A 19,809-nucleotide genomic window follows, 5' to 3' on the forward strand; every position below is an offset into this window, starting at 1 on the left:
GTTTTCTTTAGCGGGGCTACAGCGAGGTACTCCCGCGACTACACGGTTGTTACCCGATCGCGACGTTCTGCCTGCTCGCAGCGGCATTCTTTGCCTCGCCCGGGCTGTAGCATAGGCCACACAGGGTGACGGACATCACAACAATGGATCGTATTGCGAGACGCTCGTCCCCTGACCGTTCGCAACGGTTGCAAAGGCGCAACCCACAGCACCCCCATGTGGAGGTTTTCAATTTGAGAAGCACAACGAGCGGCCTGTCGCAGAGACGGCGCGGCAGACTATTGAGGGCTGTGGGGGCAGTATTTGCAGCCACGGCTGCGCTACTGCTCATCGTGGCCCCGGCGTCCAGCGCCACGACCCCCTCGCCGACACCATCCCCGTCGGCCACCCAGTTCACCAACAGCATCAGCGGCTTCCTGCGCGGCGACGACCGCGCACCGATCCCCGGGGTAACCATCACCGCCACGAGTGGCGATTTCACGGGAACCACGAAATCGGGACCCAACGGCGCCTGGACTATTGGCGTCCCCACCCAGGGGACCTACCAGGTCGAACTCGACGAGTCCACGCTGCCGGAGGGCATCAAACTGGCCGAGGGCCAGGAGAACCCCCGCAACGTCACCTTCAGCCAGACCTCAAACCTCTCGGTAATCTTCACCTTTGGCAAGGGCATTGTCGTGGAGCAGCAGAACTTCATGCAAAACCTGCTCAACCGGCTGGTGGCAGGGCTGAGCTTCGGCCTGTTGCTCGCCCTCGCGTCCGTGGGCCTGTCCCTAATCTTCGGCACCACCGGCCTGACGAACTTCGCCCACGGAGAAATGGTCACCCTCGGCGCGGTACTGGTGTTCGCCTTCAACCAGATGCACCTGCCGTTCTGGCTGGCCGTCGTCCTGGCCGTCGTCGGCGGCGGATTGTTCGGCTACGTCCAGGACGCGGGCCTGTGGAAGCCGCTGCGGCGCCGCGGAACCGGGCTTGTTCCGATGATGATCGTCAGCATCGGCCTCGCCCTGTCCGTGCGCTACATCATCCAGTTCTATTTCGGCGGCGCCACCCAGCAACTGCCGTTCGCCCAGAGCGTGGAAATCCTGATCGGCCCGATCTCCATCTCCCCCAACAACCTCTTGTCCCTCCTCGTCAGCGCCGTCGTGATCGCCGCCCTCGGCGTCGTCCTGCTCAAGACCCGCCTCGGCAAGGCCACCCGCGCGGTGGCCGACAACCCGGCGCTGGCCGCAGCCTCCGGCATCGACGTCGACTCCGTCATCCGGATCGTCTGGGTGGTCGGCGGCATGCTCGCCGCCCTCGGCGGCATCCTCTGGGCCTACTACCGGCCCGGCGTCACCTTCGACATGGGCTCCCAGATCCTGCTGCTCATCTTCGCCAGCGTCACCCTCGGCGGCCTCGGCACGGTCTGGGGCGCCCTGGTCGGTTCCATCATCGTCGGCATCTTCGTTGAGCTGACCACCGTGTTCGGTCTCGCAGCCGACCTCAAATACGTGGGAGCGTTGTTCATCATGATTGTTGTCCTCTTGTTCAGGCCTCAGGGCATTCTGGGCCGCCGCGAGCGCGTGGGTTAGGAGACAGCCATGGATTTCGGATTCATATTTTCCAGCGCCGCCGGCGAGCTTTTCAGCCCGACGACAGCTGCCTACGCCCTGGCCACCCTCGGCCTCGCGGTCCACTTCGGCTACACCGGCCTGCTCAACTTCGGCCAAGCAGGCTTCATGGCAGTGGGGGCCTACGGCTTCGCCATCTCCACCCTGACGTTCCATGTGCCGTTCTTCATCGGACTGCTCATCGCCGTCGTCTGCTCCGCCATCTTCGCCCTCTTGCTGGGCATCCCGACGCTGCGGCTCCGGGCGGACTACCTGGCCATCGTGACCATCGCGGCGGCCGAAATCGTGCGCTACATCGTCACGACCAACCAGCTGACCGCCATCACCGGCTCGGCCAACGGCCTGGCCGCCTTCGAGGGCGATTTCTACGCCATGAACCCCTTCCCGCCGGGCACCTACATCGGCATGAACAACCGCGACTTCTTCATCCGGGTGGTCGCCTGGGCAGTCGTGGCCATCTTCTGCGTCATTGTCTGGCTGCTGATGCGAAGCCCCTGGGGCCGGGTCCTCAAGGGCATCCGCGAGGACGAGAACGCCGTCCGCTCGCTCGGCAAGAACGTTTACGCCTACAAGATGCAGTCCCTGATCATCGGCGGCGCGCTCGGTGCCCTGGCAGGCATGATCTTCACGATTCCCCGCGGCGCGGTGCAGCCGGCCAACTACGGCACGGAACTGACGTTCTTCCTCTACACCTGCCTGCTGCTCGGCGGCCTCGGCACCGTGCTCGGCCCGGTGGTCGGCGCCATGATCTTCTGGGTGGTGCTCTCACTCACCCAGGGCATCCTCTACGGCCTGATCGAGTCCGGCACCATCACGTGGCTGAACACGGTCCAGGCCGGGCAGCTGCGCTATATCCTGGTCGGCGTGGCGCTCATGCTGCTGATGATCTTCAGGCCCCAGGGCGTTCTCGGCAATAAGAAGGAGCTGGCATTCGCATGAGCAATCCAAGCGAAGAGTCGCGCGCAGAGAGCATCGACTACATGACGGACACCCGTCCGATCGCTGCCGGAGAGATCGCGCCCGGCTGCAAGAAGCGTGATCCGATCGTGGTGGCGGAAAACGTCACCCGCAGCTTCGGCGGCATCAACGCCGTCGACGTCCAGTACCTCGAGATCCCGCGGCACAAGATCACTGCACTGATCGGCCCCAACGGCGCCGGCAAGACCACGTTGTTCAACCTCCTCACGGGATTCGACACCCCGAACTCGGGTACATGGCAGTTCGAGGGCAACAACATCGCCGGCGTCTCCTCGTACAAGGTTGCCCGCATGGGAATGGTACGCACGTTCCAGCTCACCAAGGTCATGGGCAAGCTCACAGTCCTGGAGAACATGCGCCTCGGCGCCTCCAGCCAGTCCGGCGAACGGCTGTCCAAAGCCTTGTTCAAGGGCATCTGGGGCGGCCAGGAAAAGAAGATCACCCAGGAAGCCAACGTGCTGCTGGAGAAGTTCAAGCTGGACGCCAAGAAGGACGACTACGCAGCGTCGCTGTCCGGCGGGCAGCGGAAGCTGCTGGAAATGGCCCGGTCCCTCATGGTCCGGCCCAAGCTGGTCATGCTCGACGAGCCGATGGCCGGCGTCAACCCGGCGCTGACGCAGTCTCTGCTGGACCACATCAAGAACCTCAAGGCCGAGGGCATGACCGTCTTGTTCGTCGAGCACGACATGAACATGGTCCGCCACATCGCCGATTGGGTGGTCGTGATGGCAGAAGGCAAGATCGTGGCCGAAGGGCCTCCCGCCGAAGTCATGAAGAACCCCGCCGTGATCGACGCCTACCTCGGCGCCCATCACGACGTGGATCTGGGCGATGCGGAGGGCATCAAGGAACTGGCCGCGGAACTGGTCGCCGACGAGGAGTCGATTGTCGGCACTGAAAACGCCGGCATCATCTCCGCCGACGTCCTCGCCACTGAGGCGGAGGAAGCGGCGAAGAACGGGACGACGCGTGGCCGCCGCAGCGCCGGCGAGCCGAACCGCGCCGAAGAGCCGAACCGCACAGAGAAGGACACAGAATGAGCGCCACCAGCGCGGCACCGGCCGCCCAGCCCGCCTTCGACGGCGACTCGGTCGTGAAGGTCACCGATCTGGTGGCCGGCTACATCCCCGGCGTCAATATCCTCAACGGCTGCAGCATCGAAGCCCGCAAGGGTGAGCTGATCGGCATCATCGGCCCCAACGGCGCCGGCAAATCCACGCTGTTGAAGGCCATGTTCGGCCTGGTCAAAGTCCACTCCGGCTCGGTAGTGGTCCGCGGGCAGGACATCACCGGGCTCAAGGCCAACAAGCTCGTCAGCAAGGGTGTCGGCTTCGTTCCGCAGAACAACAACGTGTTCGCGGCCCTGACCATCGAGGAAAACCTGCAGATGGGCATGTTCCAGCGGCCCAAGGACTTCGCCCAACGGTTCGACTTCGTCACCGAGCTGTTCCCGGAGCTCGGCAAGCGGCGCGCCCAGCGGGCCGGCTCGCTCTCCGGCGGCGAACGCCAGATGGTCGCCATGGGACGGGCCCTCATGATGGACCCGGCCGTGCTGCTGCTCGATGAGCCCTCTGCGGGCCTCTCCCCTGTCAAGCAGGATGAGACCTTCCTCCGGGTCCACGAGATCAACCGGGCCGGCGTCTCAGTCATCATGGTGGAGCAAAACGCGCGCCGCTGCCTGCAGATCTGCGACCGCGGCTACGTGCTGGACCAGGGCAAGGACGCGTACACGGGTACGGGCCGGGAACTCATGAAGGATCCCAAGGTCATCCAGCTCTACCTGGGAACGCTCGCAGACACTGTGGAATAGCGCTTCGGGCAGTATTCCCGCAGGGGCCGTCACCAGCCGGTGGCGGCCCTTCTGCGTGCCCGGCGTAGGTCGCTCCGGACTCGGCCCCGGTTGGTACCGTCCGGGCGCCTCCGCAGCCACTTGCTCGGCGCCTGCGCTCGTTCCTCACGCAACAACGGCGCTTTCACAAGCGCCTGCCTCCGTCGCCCTCAGCGTTTGTCTCACCGGCCGCTCCCCCGGCGGGACGGCGACGGCGCCCGCGGCGTTGGGTTAGGGCCGGCATCTAGCGGGCTGAACCGGATTCCCGGCGTCGAACGCGTCTGGGCCCGGCGTGACACTTACGCTGCTCCCGTACGCAAAAGACCCCCGTCCGGACTGGACGGGGGTCTTTTGCGTGTCGGTGGGAAGCGGCTTACAGCTTGCCGAATTCTTCCTTGGCCGGCTTGTAGGTGTTGTCATCCTGGTACTCGTAGATGCCGATGTAGGCTTCCGTGGGGTCGCCGGCGTCGGAGAACGACACGGGGCCGGACTGGCCGTCGTAGTCGATGTCCTTACCGTTGCGGAGCAGGGTGACGCAGGTGGGGAAGGTGTTGCACTTCTCGCCGCCTTCAGAGACTGCCTTGAGCTGGGCCGCGATGTCAGTGCCCTTGGTGCTCTTGGCGGCCTCGGCAGCCAGTGCGACCAGGTTCACGGCATCGTAGGACTCACCCGCGTAGCTGTAGTCCTTCAGCGCCGGGTCGATCGCCAGGAGCTGCTTCTTGAAGTCCTCCTTGGCGAAGGTGCCCGGGATGGTGCCCTGGGCGCCCTTGAGGGTTCCCGGCTGGAAGTCCTTGCTGTAGTCGGACATGTTGCCGTCCACCATGAAGATCTGGGTCGGCTTGACGCCCTTGCCCGTCATCAGCGGAACGATGCTCTTGGCCTGGTCGAAGGTGATCAGGGCAATGGCGTCCGGCTTGGCGGCCAGAACCTTGTCCACCTGGCTGCTGAACTGGGAATCGCCCTCATTGAAGAGCTCCTGGGCAACAACCTTGCCGCCGGCTGCCTCGAAAGCGGCCTGGACGTTCTTTGCAAGGCCGGTTCCGTAGGCGTCGTTCAGGACGATCATGCCGACCGTCTGGGCGCCACAGGTGGCCATGTAGTTGCCGAGGACCTTGCCCTGGAGCACGTCCGAGGGGGCGGTGCGCCAGTAGAGGCCCTTGTCATCCCACGCGGTGAAGTCCGGCGAGGTGTTGGCCGGGGAGAACTGGACGACGCCTGCACCGGTGATCTGGTTGATCACGGTCTTTGAGACACCCGAGGAGGCGGCGCCGACGATGGCGCTGACGCCCTGTCCGAGCAGTGCCGTGGTGGACTGGGTGGCGATGTCGGTCTTGGTGTCGCCGGAGTCACGGTGGATGACCTCGACAGGCTTGCCCAGGACGCCGCCGGCGTCGTTGACCTCCTTGATGCCGAGGTTAACACCGGCAATTTCGGGCGGGCCGAGGAAGGCCAGCGAACCTGTCGTCGGCAGGAGCGAGCCGATCTTCAGGGGCGTGGGGGTGGTGGTGGCAGAAGCGGGCACGGTGCCCGTTTCGCCGGCAGCGCTGGTGCCGGCGCCGGTGGCGCTGGGTGCCGGGCACGCGATGCCCGCGGCCGCGGCTGAGCTGGATCCCGTCGAACTCGGGGCGGGTGAACCACCGCAAGCCGTAGCCAGAAGGGCGACGCCGAGGCTAAGCACTGTGAGCTTAGCGATGCGGGGCGCAACCTGGGGGAGTGAAGTCATGTACAAGCTCCTCGATCTAAAGGTGCGAACGGCCTTTGACGCGAAAGATCAGGTGTTCCTGATTCCACTTCAAGCTAGTGCAATTTCGACGTGAAAATAAGTGACTACGGTCACATCCTTATAACACTCGTTGCATAGAGGAAATCTGGAGGGTTACGCGGCGGTTTCTGGGCGGCGCGCAGCAAAGTGCCCCAGGTGGGACTCGAACCCACAACACGCGGATTTTAAGTCCGCTGCCTCTGCCAATTGGGCTACTGGGGCGCCCGGTCAATGGTATCCCGTCGCCGGACGGATCAGCCCGAAAAAGGGCCGGCGTAGCGGAAGGTGCCGCTGACGCCGCCGGGCCAGACGGCGAGCGGCAGCAGCTGGAAGTGCGCGCCCCAGCCGGCCTCCGGTGGTGCCACCCCGAGCGATGTGGACGGTACAAAGCCGAAGCGGGAGTAGTAGTCGGGGCTGCCCAGCAGCGCGATCCCCCGCTCCCCCGCGGCGTTGGCCCGCGCCACGGTTTCGTTCATGAGCGCGGTGCCGATGCCGTGGCGCTGCAGCCGGGGCACCACCCCGATCGGCCCGAGCCCGAGCAGCTCCAGTTCGCCCACCCAGCCGCGGGTACTGATCACGTGCCCCACGATTTCGCCGTTGAGTTCGGCAACGACGCTGAACTCGGGGAGGTATTCCTGGCTCTCGAACAGCTGGGCCAGCAGCTTCACCTCTTCGGGTTCGCCGTCCACGTGATGCCCCGTGACGGGTGAAATGGCAAACGCGGCGGCTGTCAGGGCGAGGATGGCCGGGCGGTCCGCCGGTTCCTCGCTGCGCAACACGAGGTCCGGTGCCGGCTTGTGCTCCCCATGGTCTGCGACCAGTTCGTGCAGAATCTCCAGAGCACGGTCGGCGTCGGCCACGGGGACCAGCAGGTGGTCATGGTGGAAGCCGGCCAGGACGTTGCAGCTGATCTTCGCCTCGGTCAGGGCGGCGCTGACGGCTGCCGTCAGGCCGATCGCCTCAAGCGACGAGTGCACCTGGAGCGTAATCCACGCTGCGACGAAGTCGTAGGAGAGCCCCAGGCTGTCTGCTTCGTCCCGCGGCAGCACAACGGTCAGCCCTTCCGCCTCACGGACGGCAGCCGCGATTGCCCCGGCCAGGGGTCTGCCGTGCGGCCACAGGGCGTAGACGTAGTCGCCCTCGCGCAGTTCGGGGTGCATGGTGGCCAGGAGGGTGTGCAGGTCCTTTTCAGCTGTCATGGAGCCAGTCTAGGCGCGGGGCCCTGCGCACCTGCCCCTTCCCGGCGCCCCCGCGGCTTCCGGCAACGAAAACGGCGGCTGCTCCCCCGGAGGGGAACAGCCGCCGCCGAAAGCTCGGATCAGGCTACTTGGAGTCGGCCGGAACAGCTTCCTTGGTGTCGTTTTTGGCTTCAGGCTTGGCTTCGGCCTTGGCGGGTTCCGGAGCAGCGGCCGGCTTCGGGGCCGGCGTCGCTGCGGCCACGAAGGCGCCGCGCGGGTTGTCCAGGTCCATCAGCTGCGTGGTGTCGCGGCCCAGGAAGAAGGCCCACAGCCAGCCGGAGATCACGCGGATCTTGCGCTCCACGGTGGGGATGGCCATGCCGTGGTAGCCACGGTGTGCCAGCCAGGCCAGCGGGCCCTTGAGGCCGATGCGGCCAACCAGGTTGATGTTGGCCACGCCCTTCCATTCGCCGAAGCCGGCGACGGCGCCGAGGTTCTTGTGCTTGTAGTCCTTGAGCGGCTTGTCCCAGCGGGAGGCCCACAGGTTCTTGGCCAGGCGCTTGGACTGGCGCAGGGCGTGCTGGGCGTTCGGCACGCAGGTGCCGTCCGGCAGGCCGCTGCCCGTGAGGTCGGGGACGGCAGCGACATCGCCGGCAGCCCAGGCGTTGTCGATGATGCCCTCGTCGCCTGCGATGCGCAGGTCGGCCAGGACGCGGACGCGGCCGCGCGGCTCGAGCGGGAAGTCGGTGGAGCGGACCATCGGGTTGGCCTGCACGCCGGCAGTCCAGACCAGGGTGTCAGTCTCGAATTCCTGGGCCGGGCTCTTGTCCGGGAGGTTGATGAGCTTCAGGGAACCCTCGGCGTTGTCGAGGGAGGTGTTCAGCAGGACCTCGATGCCGCGGCTGCGGAGGTGTTCGACCACCCATACGGCCTGCGGTGCCGTGACCTCGGGCATGATGCGGCCCATGGCCTCGACCAGGACGAAGCGGACTTCCTCCTGCTTGACGCGCGGGTTGTTCTTGACCGCGGCGCGGGCGAGGTCTTCCATTTCGGTGATGCACTCGATGCCGGCGAAGCCGCCGCCGACGACGACGAACGTCAGGGCGCGGGCGCGCTCAACGGGGTCCGTCATGAGGGAGCCGGTCTCGATGCGCTCGAGAACCTTGTTGCGCAGGGCGACAGCCTCTTCGATGGTCTTCAGGCCGATGCCCTTTTCCGCGAGGCCCTTGATGGGGAACGTGCGGGTGATGGCGCCGGCGGCCAGGACGACGTCGAAGTACGGCACCTCGAAGGTGTCGCCGCCGTCGGAGGGTGCGACCACTGCCGTGCGGTTGGCGTGGTCGATTGAGGTGACGCGGCCCTGGATGAGCTCCGTCTGCTTCAGGTGCTGGCGGTGCGAGACGACTGCGTGGCGCGCCTCGATGTTGCCGCCGGCAACTTCCGGCAGGAAGGGCTGGTAGGTCATGTAGGGCAGCGGATCCACGAGGGTGACAATGCCACCAGCATTCGCGATCTTTTTCTGAAGTTTAAGGGCTACATACAGGCCGACGTACCCGCCGCCGACGACGAGTACCCGGGGACGGTCCTGGAGCTGAAGGGAGGATGCCATGCGTCAAGAATACAGTAGTTTGTGAAAACCTTCACTAACTACGACGGGTTGCTGGAGTCCACCGGGTTGGCGGCCCCGGGTTCGGCCTTGGCCGGACCACCGGGCCCGCGCTTCGGCGGCGTTCGCATGGCGGCCCGCAACTGGACGGCAGCGGCCACTACGATTCCCACGAGCAGGCAGCCGAAGCCCAGGACGACGACGGCCGGCAGGGCGCTGTTCAGCTGGGACGGCTTCTCCGCGACCGGCACGGTCGCCTCGGGCAGGGTGGGGACAGCGCTGGAGGGCGCGGCCGCCGCCGCCGGTGCTGTCGTGGCGAGGTTTCCCCGCCGGTGGACGCGGATCCAGTCCGAAATCGACCCCAGCGGATTGACCTTGGTTTCCGGGACATCGGCCTTGAGGGCGGCCTCGGCGTTCAGCACCCCGAAGCCGTAAAGCGGATCCTTCCCGGGCGCCCCGGCGTCCTTGGCCGTGCTCACGATCCTGTTGATGACCTGGCTCGCGGACATTTCGGGCCATTTGGAGCGGATCAGGGCAGCGACGCCGGAAACGATGGGTGTGGCCCCGGAGGTGCCCGCCCACTCGGCATAGCCGCCGCCGGGCATGCCGCCGGCCAGGTCCTCGGCGGGAGCGGCGACGCCGATGCTGATGCCCTGGGAGGAGGAGTCGATACTGGCCGCGCCGGCGCGGTCCAGACCGGCGACCGTCAGGACGCCGGGAATCGTGGCCGGCGCGCCGACCTGGACGTTGCCGCCCACGCGGTTGCCCGCGGCGGCGACGATCACGACGTCCTTCTGTTCGGCGTAGAGGAAGGCCGCGTCCCAGCTCTGCGGCCATTCCGGTGACGTGCTGCCGAGGGAGATGTTGATGACGCGGGCGCCGTTGTCGACCGCCCAGCGCACTGCCTCCGGGATCTGGTCCTGGTCGCTCTTGCCGCCCGGGTTGGCGGAACCCAGCCAGGTGGAAACGGACAGCAGCTGGGCTTCCGGGGCGACGCCGACGATCCCGTCCGGGCCAACTACAGCCCCGGGTGCGGCGCTGGCAGTTGGTTTGGCGGTCGCGTCGGGCGCCTGATGCCCGCGCCCGGCGAGCATGGTGGCCACTAAGGTGCCGTGTTCGGGTTTGGCCCCGATGCTCGCCTGGCCGTTGGGATTGCCGGCGCCGGAGATGTCGGTGCCGCCGGCAAGCACGCCAGCGAGGTCCAGATGCTGGCCGTCGATGCCGCTGTCAATCACGGCGACTTTGACGCCGGCTCCCTTGGATACGTCCCAGGCTTTGGTGATGCCGGACTCGGCGAGCCAGTATTCCTTATCCCGCCAGGAGTCGGCGTAGGCGGGCGCGGCCAAGGTCAGCGCCGCCGTAGACGCTCCGCCGGCAAGGGCCAAGGCCATCAACGCGGAGGCGGTCCGGCGGCGCCGGGCTGTTGCTCTGGTCATTCAGGTCCTATCGGCGGATGCACCAGCGGCAAGGCGCGCGCGGAGGCACAACTGCTGGGGCGGGATCATCGGATGCTGAGGGCAATTCCGTCAAGAATATCGTGTTCACTGCTCACGGCCGTGGTGATGCGCCCGCCCGTGACATCGGCCAGGCGTTGCAGGATCCGCCGCCAAACGAGGCCGCCGGCGCCGATCACATCCACCCGCCCTGGGTGCATGTACGGCAGCGCGGCCCGCTCCTCCCGGGTCATTTCGAGCAGCTCGGTGCATGCCTTCCGGACCGCGTCCAGGTCCAGTTCGGTGCCGTGGATCGCGGCCGGCGAATACTCCGGCAGGCGCAGCGCGTGCGCCGTGATGGTGGTGACGGAACCGGCCACGCCGACGACGACGGTGGCGCGTTCCAGCGGAACGGTCCGTGCCGCCTCGCTGATGGCGGCGTCGACGTCGGCCTCGGCCGCTGCGATCTGCTCCGGCGTGGGCGGATCGCTGCGCAGGTGCCGTTCGGTCATCCGGACGCAGCCGACGTCGACCGAGCGGGCGGCGATGACGCCGCCGGCGTCGCCCAGCACAAACTCCGTGCTTCCGCCGCCGAGGTCGACCACCAGCACGGGGTCCTCCCCGCGGGAGGGCAGGACGCTGCTGGCGCCGGCGAAGGACAGCGCGGCTTCCTCGTCTCCGGTGATCACCTCGGGCTCGACGCCGAGGATGGCGCGGATGCCGTCGACGAAGACCTGCCGGTTGCTGGCATCGCGGGTGGCGGAGGTGGCCACGAAGCGCACTTTGGCTGCGCCGTGCTCGCGGATGAGGGCGGCGTAGTCCCGGGTCGCGGCGAAGGTGCGCTCAAGCGCTTCCTGGGCCAGTTCACCCGTAGAGTCCACGCCCTGGCCCAGCCGGACCACGCGCATTTCCCGCACGATGTCGGTCAGCCGCGGTGTGGGCTGCCCGGTTGCGCCGCCTGCGCCAGCATCTGGGTTCGCATCTGCGTTCGCATCTGCGATGAGTAGGCGGATCGAGTTGGTGCCGCAGTCGATGGCCGCGACCCGGGTCATCTGGACTCCCCCGTGCCGGCGGCGCCGGCATTCTCAGCAGCGCCGGCGTCGGCGGCGCCGCGGGACTTGCGGACCGGCGCGGGCCGGCCCACGATCTCCGGCAGGCCTTGCGGACCATGGCGGCTGAGGTCCCGGGACGGGGCCTCGCCGCCGGTGTCCCAGGCGCCGTCGCAGTAGCAGCGGTCCACGGTCCACCATTCGGCGATGGCGGCGATCGACTCGTCCCCGAGCGGGTTCACTCCCGGGCCCGCGGCCAGCGAGTGCCCCACGAGGACGTGAAGGCATTTGACGCGCGTCGGCATTCCGCCGGCCGAGACGCCGTCGATTTCCGGAACGGCACCGATGCCGGAGCGCGCGCCGATCTCGGCACGGGAGACCAGGTATGCCTCGTGGGCGGCACGGTACCGGTCCGCGAGCCCGGTGTCCGCGGCGAGCCGGTCGTTCATTTCGTTCATCAGCCCGGCGGCCTCCAGCCGCGATACCGCCGAGGTGATCACCGGGTGCGTGAGGTAGAACGTGGTGGGGAACGGCGTACCGTTGCTGAGCCGCGGCGAGGTGGCAGCCACGAGCGGGTTACCGCAGACGCAGCGGGCCGGGATTTCGACGACGTCGCGCACGGGCCGGCCCAGCTGGCGGCTCAGGACCTCGAGGTCGTGCGGCGACGGCACGCGGGAGGCCTCCGGGACGCTTGCCCTGTGCCGTGGCGCCGACGTCGGGGCGCCGTCGTTCTCGTCCGTTCGGTTCTGGTCCACTCGGTTCTCGTCCACGGGAGTGGCACCTTCCTGCCCTGTTCCGGATTGTCCGCGGGACAATCCCGGCGGCGGGCGCCGCTTCTAGTCTGTTGCCGATCGCCTGATGGACTCCCAGAGGGAGTCCACCCACGGCAGGTTGGCCGGGTCTTGTGCTGATGCTGCACCCGCCGTGCCACTGGACTGTGCGGCAGGAAGATCGCTGCCGAATACCCAGTAGCCCGTCTCTCCGGGCATAACCATGTTAATGCGGTCGCGGGCCTGCTGTTTCACGTAGTTGGGATCCTGCCACCGCGAAACCTGGCGTTTGAGGTCCTCCTGCTTGGTTTGCTTGGCCGCGATGTCGGCCTGCAGCGCCGCGATTTCGGCGCGTTTGTCGAGGAAGATCTTGACCGTGGGGGCCAGCAGGATGGTGATGGCAATCATCACGACGCCGAGCGCAAGCAGCCGGCCCGAGAACGCCTTGGCGGGCACCGGGTCGAGGGATTCGTCCGCACCCCCTGCGGCTGTCCGGCCCGTGGCCTTGCCGCCAGCCTTCCCGGGTGCCGGCCGGGTTGCCGGTTTCGCGGCGGATGCTGCTGGTGTTGTTCCAGGTGCTGCTGCAGGCCGGCGTTTGCCGGCGGCGGGAGCTGCGGCGCCGGAACCGTTGGCGGCTGCCTTGCCCGCTGCGGGGGCAGCCGCACGTGGAGAGGCAGGCGAAGCGCCGGAGGGCGCGGCCGGCGTCGGAGCGGCGCTGCGGGAGCCGCCAAAGTCCGCCTGGATGACTTCGCCGCCGTCGTCTGCCGCCCCCAAGCCTGTGCCCGCGGGTTTGGCGGCCGCAGGCGTAGCCCGGGGAACATTGGGGCGTCGGGTAGCCATGTCACTCCTTCAAAAGCGGACCAAAAACAGAACCGGTGGCCATGGTCTTTCAACCATAGCCACCGGTTACCGGTTTTCGCGGCTAACTAGCCCTTGAAACGCGGGAAGGCGCTGCGTCCGGCGTACCGTGCGGCGTCGTCGAGTTCCTCTTCGATGCGCAGCAGCTGGTTGTACTTGGCAACGCGCTCGGAGCGGGCCGGGGCACCGGTCTTGATCTGTCCCGCGTTGGTGGCAACGGAGATGTCAGCAATGGTGGTGTCCTCGGTTTCGCCGGAGCGGTGCGAGGTGATGGTGGTGTAACCGGCGCGCTGGGCCAGTGACACGGCGTCCAGCGTCTCGGTCAGGGAGCCGATCTGGTTGACCTTGACGAGCAGCGAGTTCGCGGTCTTGGTGTCGATGCCGCGCTGCAGGATCGCCGGGTTGGTGACGAAGAGGTCATCGCCCACGAGCTGGACCTTGTCGCCGATGGAGTCGGTGAGGGTCTTCCAGCCTTCCCAGTCGTTCTCGTCCAGCGGGTCCTCGATGGAAACCAGCGGGTAGTCGGCCACGAGCTCGGCGTAGTAGGCGCTCATCTCGGTGGCGGAAAGTGCCTTGCCTTCGAACTGGTAGGCGCCGTCCTTGAAGAACTCGGAGGAGGCGACGTCCAGGGCCAGGGCGATGTCCTTGCCCGGGGTGTAGCCGGCGTTCTTGATGGCTTCCTGGATCAGGTCCAGTGCGGCACGGTTGGACGGCAGGTTCGGCGCGAAGCCGCCCTCATCGCCCAGGCCGGTGGACAGGCCCTTGGCCTGCAGGACGGACTTGAGGTTGTGGTAGACCTCGACACCCCAGCGCAGGCCCTCGGAGAAGGTCTCGGCGCCGATCGGGACAATCATGAATTCCTGGATGTCCACGTCGGAGTCGGCGTGCGAGCCGCCGTTGAGGATATTCATCAGCGGCACGGGCAGGACGTGCGCGTTGGGGCCGCCGAGGTACTTGTACAGCGGCAGGTCTGCGGAGGCGGCCGCAGCGTTGGCCACGGCCAGGGAGACACCCAGGATGGCGTTGGCGCCGAGCTTGCCCTTGTTGGCGGTGCCATCGAGGTCGATCATGGCCTGGTCGATGCTGCGCTGGTCAGTCGCATCGAAACCGGTCAGGGCCGGGGCGATCTGGTCGATGACCGCGTCGACCGCCTTCTGGACGCCCTTGCCGAGGTAGCGGCCCTTGTCGCCGTCACGGAGTTCTACGGCCTCGTGCTCGCCGGTGGAAGCGCCGGAGGGAACTGCTGCGCGGCCGATCTGGCCGTCCGAGAGCAGTACTTCAACTTCTACGGTCGGGTTGCCACGGGAATCGAGGATCTCGCGGGCGTGGATGGCATCGATAAGCGCCATGGATATGCTCCTTTGGGTGAAGCGATCTGCAGGGAATCTGACTGCTTGGACTCTGGCTGTACACCAAGTATGAAAAGCCGACGTCGTCGTCGCTACTAGCGTAGTCGAGAGTGGCGGAGGTTACGGAAACCTATCCAAACCCCGGACGTCATGATGCCGGCGCTATGGTGCCGGCGCTGCTGTGCCTACGGCCTTGAGCCGTTGCTGTCCTGGAAACGGCGGAGGGCTCCGCGGAGGGCGCGCTCGGCGTCGAGCCCGCCGGCCCGGGCACCCGCCACGATCCCGAACAGCAGGTCGCCGAGTTCCGTCTCGGTGGCCGGGATCTCGACGGCGGCGCCGCCCGTGTCCGCCGCCAGGTTCGCGCGTTCGGCCCGGTCCAGGAGCTTTTGGGCCCGGGCAAGGGCCGGCAGCGCGGCGGGAACGCCGTCGAAGACGTGGCCGTGTTCGGGTTTCTCGGCCTTCTTGACGGCATCCCATTTCAGGACGATCTCCTCCACCGTTGCCGGGAAGGAATCCTGCAGCGAGCCGTCGGGCCTGAAGACGTGCGGGTTGCGCCGGATCATCTTGGCCATCAGTGCGCGGGCGACGTCGTCGAGGTCAAAGGCGCCGCGTTCCTCGGCGAGCCGGGCGTGCAGGACCACCTGAAGCAGCACATCGCCCAGCTCGGACTTCAGTTCGGCGTCGCCGCCGGCCGTCTCGATGGTCTCCGCGACCTCATAGGCCTCCTCCAGGAGGTACTCCACAAGGGATTCGTGGGTAAGGGCACCCATCCAGGGGCAGTGGGCGCGCAGCTCGCTAATGCAATCGACCAGCGCGCCCACGGCGTTGTCCTCGTTAGCCAAGGTCGGCGTAGGCCTCGTTGATGTATTCCACCAGTGCTTCCTTCTCCTCGAGCGGGAGGAAGGCGGCCTCGGCTGCGTTCAGCGTCAGTTCCAGCAGGTCGTCGAGGTCGTAATCGAACGTCTCCACGAGGAGCTCGAACTCGTCGGTCAGCGTGACGCCGCTCATGAGCCGGTTGTCGGTGTTGATGGTGACGTTGAAGCCCAGCTGGTAGAGCATGTCCAGCGGGTGGCTTTCGATGCCCTCGCCGAAGCCGGCGATGGCGCCGGTCTGCAGGTTCGAGGACGGGCAGATTTCCAGGGCGATGCCGCGGTCGCGGACCCAGCTGGCGAGCTCGCCCAGGGTCACCATGCCGATGGTGTCGTTGACTTCGTCGCCCCCGGCGTCTTCGTCCTCTTCGAATTCGATCGTGACGTCTTCAGCGATCCGCACGCCGTGGCCCAGGCGCAGGGCCCGGCCGTCGACAAGCGCCGACTGGATGCTTTCCAGGCCGGCTGCTTCGCCGGCGTGGACGGTGGCCGGGAAGTTGTGCTGGGCCAGGTAGGTGAAGGCGTCCTTGAAACGGGACGGCAGGAAGCCGTCCTCGGCACCGGCGATATCGAAGCCGACGGCGCCGTTGTTGCGGTGGCGGACAGCCAGTTCGGCGATCTCCTGGCCGCGGTCGGCGTGGCGCATGGCGGTGATGAGCTGGCCCACCTGGATGTCACGGCCGGTCTCGGCCACGGCGTCCACGCCGGCTTCGAGACCTGCCTGCACGGCTTCGACCACTTCGTCCAGGTTCAGGCCCTTCTGCAGGTGCTGTTCGGGGGCCCAGCGCACTTCGCCGTACACGACGCCGTCGTCGGCCAGGTCTTCGACGAATTCCTTCGCGACGCGGAACAGGCCTTCCTTGGTCTGCATCACGGCGATGGTGTGGTCGAAGGTCTCGAGGTAACGGACCAGGGAGCCGGAGTCGGCGGATTCGCGGAACCACTCCCCCAGGGCGACGGGGTCCGTGGAGGGCAGCGTGTGGCCGGCGGCCTCCGCGAGTTCAATGATGGTGGCCGGGCGGAGTCCGCCATCCAAGTGGTCGTGAAGGGAAACCTTGGGAAGGCCCTTCAGGTCGAATTCGAGGTCAGGGGCAGCGTCAGGAATAGTCTCAGTCACGTTCCAACCATAGGGTCGGAGCGCGCGGGACGCTACTTTCTGGTGGCCTCGGCATCCCCGGAGGCGGTCATCGGTGCAGGAACGGCGGAGGCGGGTTCGTGTGTGGGCCCGCCGTCGAGCCATTCGTCCACGACCTCGGCGTCGTGGCGGCCGAGGCGCTTGTGCCACCAGCGCAGGAGATGGTCAATGAGGACACCGAGGACGATCGCGAACACCACCGCGATCCCCGCGCTAAGCAGCGGGTTGTGATGCAGCCACGGGAAGGAACTGGCCAGGACGCCGATGCCGATCGAGTAGGCCACCCACGTCAAGCACGCGAAGGCGTCCAGGAGGAAGAATCTCCGGTGCGGGAACGCCGTCGTGCCCGCCACGTAGTTGACGGCGACACGGCCCCACGGGATGTACCGGGCCGTGAAAATCAGGACGGCGCCGCGCTTTTCGAGTTCGTAGTGTGCCCAGCCGAAGACCTTTTGGACCTTCGGTTTGCGCATCCAGCGGAACCGCTCGAGGCCAATTTTGCGGCCGAGCATGTATGCCATGTTGTCGCCGGCGATGGCCCCAACCAGCGCTGTGAGGCCGAGAATCCACAGATTGGGCTGGCCGCTGTGCACGGAATACGCCGCAAGGGCAACGATGAGGGTCTCGCTGGGGACCACCATCGCGAAGCCGTCCACGAAGAAGAAAACCAGCAGGAGGGGGTAGATCCACCACTGGCCAGCGGCATGGAGCACGGCCTCGTTAATGAACTCCATGCGGGCGGTGCTCCTTGATGACTGGGAACGGACAACTAAGCCGTACCGTACATGCGATGACAGTGGGTGGAACCTTGGACGGAACCTTGGACGAAGGGCGGCCAACAAACGTGACGCAAATCGCTCCTAAGTGTCCCATGGGCGGGGCCAATCCGCCTAGGACTCGGCGGGTGGAACGGAACGCGTCGATTGCTCCGGGGTACGGCCGCGCACCTTACTGATCACGCGGTCCAGGACGATGCCCAGAACGATGGCGCAGATGATCGCCATGGCCGCGCCCAGCACGTGGTTTTTCTCAAACCAGGGGCCAACAAACAGGCCGATCCCCACCGAATAGACGGCCCACAGCAGCGCCGAGAGGATCGTCAGGCTGACGAATCTGCTCCGCGGGTAGTGCGTGGCGCCGGCGGTCAGGTTGACGGCCACCCGTCCGATCGGGACGAAGCGCGCCACGAGGATCAGTGAGGCAGGCCGTTTCCGCAGTTCCCGTCCGGCCCAGCGGAAGGCCGCCTGCGTGCGGGGGCCGCGCATCCATGCCCAGCGCCGGGTTCCTACGCGGCGGCCGAGCACGTAAGCGATGTTGTCGCCCAGGAATGCACCGGCGGCGGCCGTGGCGATCAGGAGCGCCGGATTGGGAACATCGGCCGTGGCGGCAACTGCAGCCAGGCCCACCACCACCGACTCGCTCGGGATCGGCGGAAAGAAGCCGTCGATCACGCAGCAGGCGAAAACCAGGACGAGGACCCAGGGTTGCCCTGCAGCGGCGAGGATGAAGTCGTTGATTGCCTGCACAGCTTCCTAACGCGCGGCGGGGCCAGATAGATCCACAGTGTACCGGCCGGGTCAGCGGTTGCCCTATCACTTATGGCGGCTAACCCGGGGGTTTGGGGACCATAAGTGATAGGGCAACGGGGTTAGGCGATGCGGTCGATGATGAGCTTCTGGGCCGGCCGGGAGCCCTCGGGTGCGATCACGGCGGCGTGTTCGAGCGCTTCCTTGGCGCGCTCGAACTTCTCCGGGGTGTCCGTCAGGAGGGTCATGAGCGGTTCGCCCGCCCTGACCGTGGCGCCGGGCTTGGCGTGCATCCGCACCCCGGCCCCGGCCTGGACCCGGTCCTCCTTGCGGGCGCGTCCGGCGCCGAGCCGCCAGGCCGCGACGCCGACGGCCATCGCGTCGAGCTCCACCAGGACGCCGTCGGCCGGAGCGTAGATGACCTCGGATTCCTTGGCGACCGGGAGCTTGGCGCGCGGGTCCCCGCCCTGCGCCTCGATCATCCGGTTCCAGACATCCATGGCCCGGCCGTCCCGGAGTGCGGCCCGGGGATCGGCGTCGCGGACGCCGGCGCACGCCAGCATTTCCTCCGCGAGCCGGACGGTGAGTTCGACGACGTCGTCCGGGCCTCCCCCGGCGAGGACCTCGACGGATTCCTGAACCTCGATCGCGTTGCCCGCGGTGAGGCCCAGGGGGGTGTTCATGTTGGTGAGCAGGGCCACCGTGCTGACGCCTGCGTCCTTGCCCAGGGCCACCATGGTCTCGGCCAGTTCGCGGGCGCGGGCCTCGTCCTTCATGAACGCGCCGCTGCCCACCTTGACGTCGAGCACCAGCGAGCCGGTGCCTTCGGCAATCTTCTTGCTCATGATCGAGGAGGCGATCAGCGGGATGGCCTCCACGGTCCCGGTGACGTCGCGGAGCGCGTAGAGCTTCTTGTCCGCCGGGGCCAGTCCCGCGCCGGCCGCGCAGATGACCGCGCCGACGTCCTGGAGCTGGGCCATCATTTCCTCATTGCTCAGGGCCGCCCGCCAGCCCGGGATGGCCTCGAGCTTGTCCAAAGTGCCGCCTGTGTGGCCGAGGCCGCGGCCCGAGAGCTGCGGCACTGCCACGCCGAAGACCGCTACCAGGGGCGCCAGCGGCAGGGTGATCTTGTCCCCGACGCCGCCCGTGGAGTGCTTGTCCGACGTCGCCTTTACGCCGCCGTCGGGCCTGCGCAGGCCGGAGAAGTCCATCCGCTCCCCGGAGGCGATCATGGCCGCCGTCCAGCGGGAGATCTCGGCCCGGTCCATGCCGTTGAGCAGGATGGCCATGTTCAGGGCGGCCATCTGTTCGTCGGCGATGGCGCCGCGGGTGTACGCGTCGATCGTCCAGTCGATCTGGGCCGGGCTGAGCACGCCCTTGTCCCGCTTGATGCGGATGATGTCGACGGCGTCGAACGCTTCGGTGTTGCTGGTGCTCTGAGTCGCTTGTGTCACCGGGGTTCCTCCAGGTGTTGGGGGCCAAAGGCATCGGGAAGGACCTGGTCCATGGTCTTGATTCCCTGCGTGGTCATGAGCTCCATATCCGGAGCCCGGAATTCGTAGAGCAGCTGGCGGCAGCGCCCGCACGGCATGAGGACGTTCCCGCCGGCGTCCACGCAGTAGAAGGCACGGAGCCGTCCCCCGCCGGTCATCTGCAGGTTGCCCACCAGGGCGCACTCGGCGCACAGGGTCAGCCCGTAGCTGGCGTTCTCGACGTTGCAGCCGCTGACGATCCGCCCGTCCCCGGTGAGGGCCGCGGTCCCCACCGGAAACTTCGAATACGGCGCGTAGGCGTTCTTCATGGCGGACACTGCCGCGGCTTCGAGCGCTGCCCAGTCGACGTCGGTGCTGTCCAT

At 67.1% G+C, this 19,809-nt stretch carries 18 protein-coding genes and 1 tRNA gene; 4 read left to right on the forward strand and 15 right to left on the reverse strand.

Going from position 1 to position 19,809, the window contains the following annotated elements:
• The first annotated feature begins 290 nt into the window (after positions 1 to 290).
• Genes LQV16_RS05445 through LQV16_RS05460 form a run of 4 tightly spaced genes read left to right on the forward strand, consistent with a single transcriptional unit; the run spans position 291 to position 4,401 of the window.
• Complete coding sequence (locus LQV16_RS05445) at positions 291 to 1,574, forward strand: branched-chain amino acid ABC transporter permease (protein ID WP_229992885.1); 1,284 nt, start codon at positions 291 to 293, stop codon at positions 1,572 to 1,574.
• Positions 1,575 to 1,583: 9 nt separating this feature from the next.
• Positions 1,584 to 2,552 (forward strand): branched-chain amino acid ABC transporter permease, encoded by a 969-nt coding sequence (locus tag LQV16_RS05450; RefSeq protein WP_229992886.1) that lies wholly within the window; start codon positions 1,584 to 1,586, stop codon positions 2,550 to 2,552.
• Positions 2,549 to 3,631, forward strand: a complete 1,083-nt coding sequence (locus LQV16_RS05455) for an ABC transporter ATP-binding protein (protein ID WP_229992887.1) — start codon at positions 2,549 to 2,551, stop codon at positions 3,629 to 3,631. The genes LQV16_RS05450 and LQV16_RS05455 overlap by 4 nt, the downstream gene beginning before the upstream one ends.
• The gene (locus tag LQV16_RS05460) at positions 3,628 to 4,401 is read left to right on the forward strand and encodes an ABC transporter ATP-binding protein (protein ID WP_229992888.1); all 774 of its coding nucleotides are present in this window, start codon (positions 3,628 to 3,630) and stop codon (positions 4,399 to 4,401) included. The genes LQV16_RS05455 and LQV16_RS05460 overlap by 4 nt, the downstream gene beginning before the upstream one ends.
• Positions 4,402 to 4,792: 391 nt before the next feature.
• Here the strand turns inward: LQV16_RS05460 and LQV16_RS05465 are convergent, their stop codons facing one another.
• The 15 genes from LQV16_RS05465 to LQV16_RS05535 form a co-directional block, all read right to left on the reverse strand.
• A complete protein-coding gene (locus tag LQV16_RS05465) occupies positions 4,793 to 6,142 on the reverse strand; it encodes an ABC transporter substrate-binding protein (RefSeq protein ID WP_229992889.1) in 1,350 nt (449 codons plus the stop codon).
• A gap of 187 nt (positions 6,143 to 6,329) precedes the next feature.
• A tRNA-Leu gene (locus LQV16_RS05470) sits at positions 6,330 to 6,403 on the reverse strand.
• Between the two features lie 32 nt (positions 6,404 to 6,435).
• The gene (locus LQV16_RS05475) at positions 6,436 to 7,380 is read right to left on the reverse strand and encodes an N-acetyltransferase (protein WP_229992890.1); all 945 of its coding nucleotides are present in this window, start codon (positions 7,378 to 7,380) and stop codon (positions 6,436 to 6,438) included.
• Positions 7,381 to 7,504: 124 nt separating this feature from the next.
• The gene (locus LQV16_RS05480) at positions 7,505 to 8,968 is read right to left on the reverse strand and encodes an FAD-dependent oxidoreductase (protein WP_229992891.1); all 1,464 of its coding nucleotides are present in this window, start codon (positions 8,966 to 8,968) and stop codon (positions 7,505 to 7,507) included.
• A gap of 38 nt (positions 8,969 to 9,006) precedes the next feature.
• Complete coding sequence (locus LQV16_RS05485; RefSeq protein WP_229992892.1) at positions 9,007 to 10,401, reverse strand: S8 family serine peptidase; 1,395 nt, start codon at positions 10,399 to 10,401, stop codon at positions 9,007 to 9,009.
• Between the two features lie 65 nt (positions 10,402 to 10,466).
• Positions 10,467 to 11,450, reverse strand: a complete 984-nt coding sequence (locus LQV16_RS05490; protein WP_229992893.1) for a Ppx/GppA phosphatase family protein — start codon at positions 11,448 to 11,450, stop codon at positions 10,467 to 10,469.
• Positions 11,447 to 12,118 (reverse strand): DUF501 domain-containing protein, encoded by a 672-nt coding sequence (locus LQV16_RS05495; protein WP_229992935.1) that lies wholly within the window; start codon positions 12,116 to 12,118, stop codon positions 11,447 to 11,449. Before LQV16_RS05495 ends, LQV16_RS05490 begins: the two co-directional genes overlap by 4 nt.
• A gap of 165 nt (positions 12,119 to 12,283) precedes the next feature.
• The gene (locus LQV16_RS05500; protein ID WP_229992894.1) at positions 12,284 to 13,057 is read right to left on the reverse strand and encodes a septum formation initiator family protein; all 774 of its coding nucleotides are present in this window, start codon (positions 13,055 to 13,057) and stop codon (positions 12,284 to 12,286) included.
• 86 nt (positions 13,058 to 13,143) lie between these two features.
• Complete coding sequence (gene eno, locus LQV16_RS05505; protein WP_104172754.1) at positions 13,144 to 14,424, reverse strand: phosphopyruvate hydratase; 1,281 nt, start codon at positions 14,422 to 14,424, stop codon at positions 13,144 to 13,146.
• 185 nt (positions 14,425 to 14,609) lie between these two features.
• Complete coding sequence (locus LQV16_RS05510) at positions 14,610 to 15,194, reverse strand: MazG nucleotide pyrophosphohydrolase domain-containing protein (RefSeq protein WP_229992936.1); 585 nt, start codon at positions 15,192 to 15,194, stop codon at positions 14,610 to 14,612.
• 64 nt (positions 15,195 to 15,258) lie between these two features.
• The gene (locus LQV16_RS05515) at positions 15,259 to 16,410 is read right to left on the reverse strand and encodes an adenosine deaminase (protein WP_229992895.1); all 1,152 of its coding nucleotides are present in this window, start codon (positions 16,408 to 16,410) and stop codon (positions 15,259 to 15,261) included.
• A 32-nt stretch (positions 16,411 to 16,442) separates the two neighbouring features.
• On the reverse strand, positions 16,443 to 17,162 hold the full coding sequence (locus LQV16_RS05520; RefSeq protein WP_229992896.1) for a DedA family protein: 720 nt from the start codon (positions 17,160 to 17,162) through the stop codon (positions 16,443 to 16,445).
• 156 nt (positions 17,163 to 17,318) lie between these two features.
• Entirely contained in the window at positions 17,319 to 17,954 is a 636-nt protein-coding gene (locus tag LQV16_RS05525) for a DedA family protein (RefSeq protein ID WP_229992897.1), read from the reverse strand.
• Positions 17,955 to 18,076: 122 nt separating this feature from the next.
• Positions 18,077 to 19,408 (reverse strand): thymidine phosphorylase, encoded by a 1,332-nt coding sequence (locus tag LQV16_RS05530; RefSeq protein WP_229992898.1) that lies wholly within the window; start codon positions 19,406 to 19,408, stop codon positions 18,077 to 18,079.
• Positions 19,405 to 19,809: a cytidine deaminase gene (locus LQV16_RS05535; protein ID WP_229992899.1), complete on the reverse strand. Its 405-nt coding sequence runs from the start codon at positions 19,807 to 19,809 to the stop codon at positions 19,405 to 19,407. The genes LQV16_RS05530 and LQV16_RS05535 overlap by 4 nt, the downstream gene beginning before the upstream one ends.

It is taken from the genome of Arthrobacter sp. Bi26, from assembly GCF_918697925.1.
GTDB lineage: Bacteria > Actinomycetota > Actinomycetes > Actinomycetales > Micrococcaceae > Arthrobacter.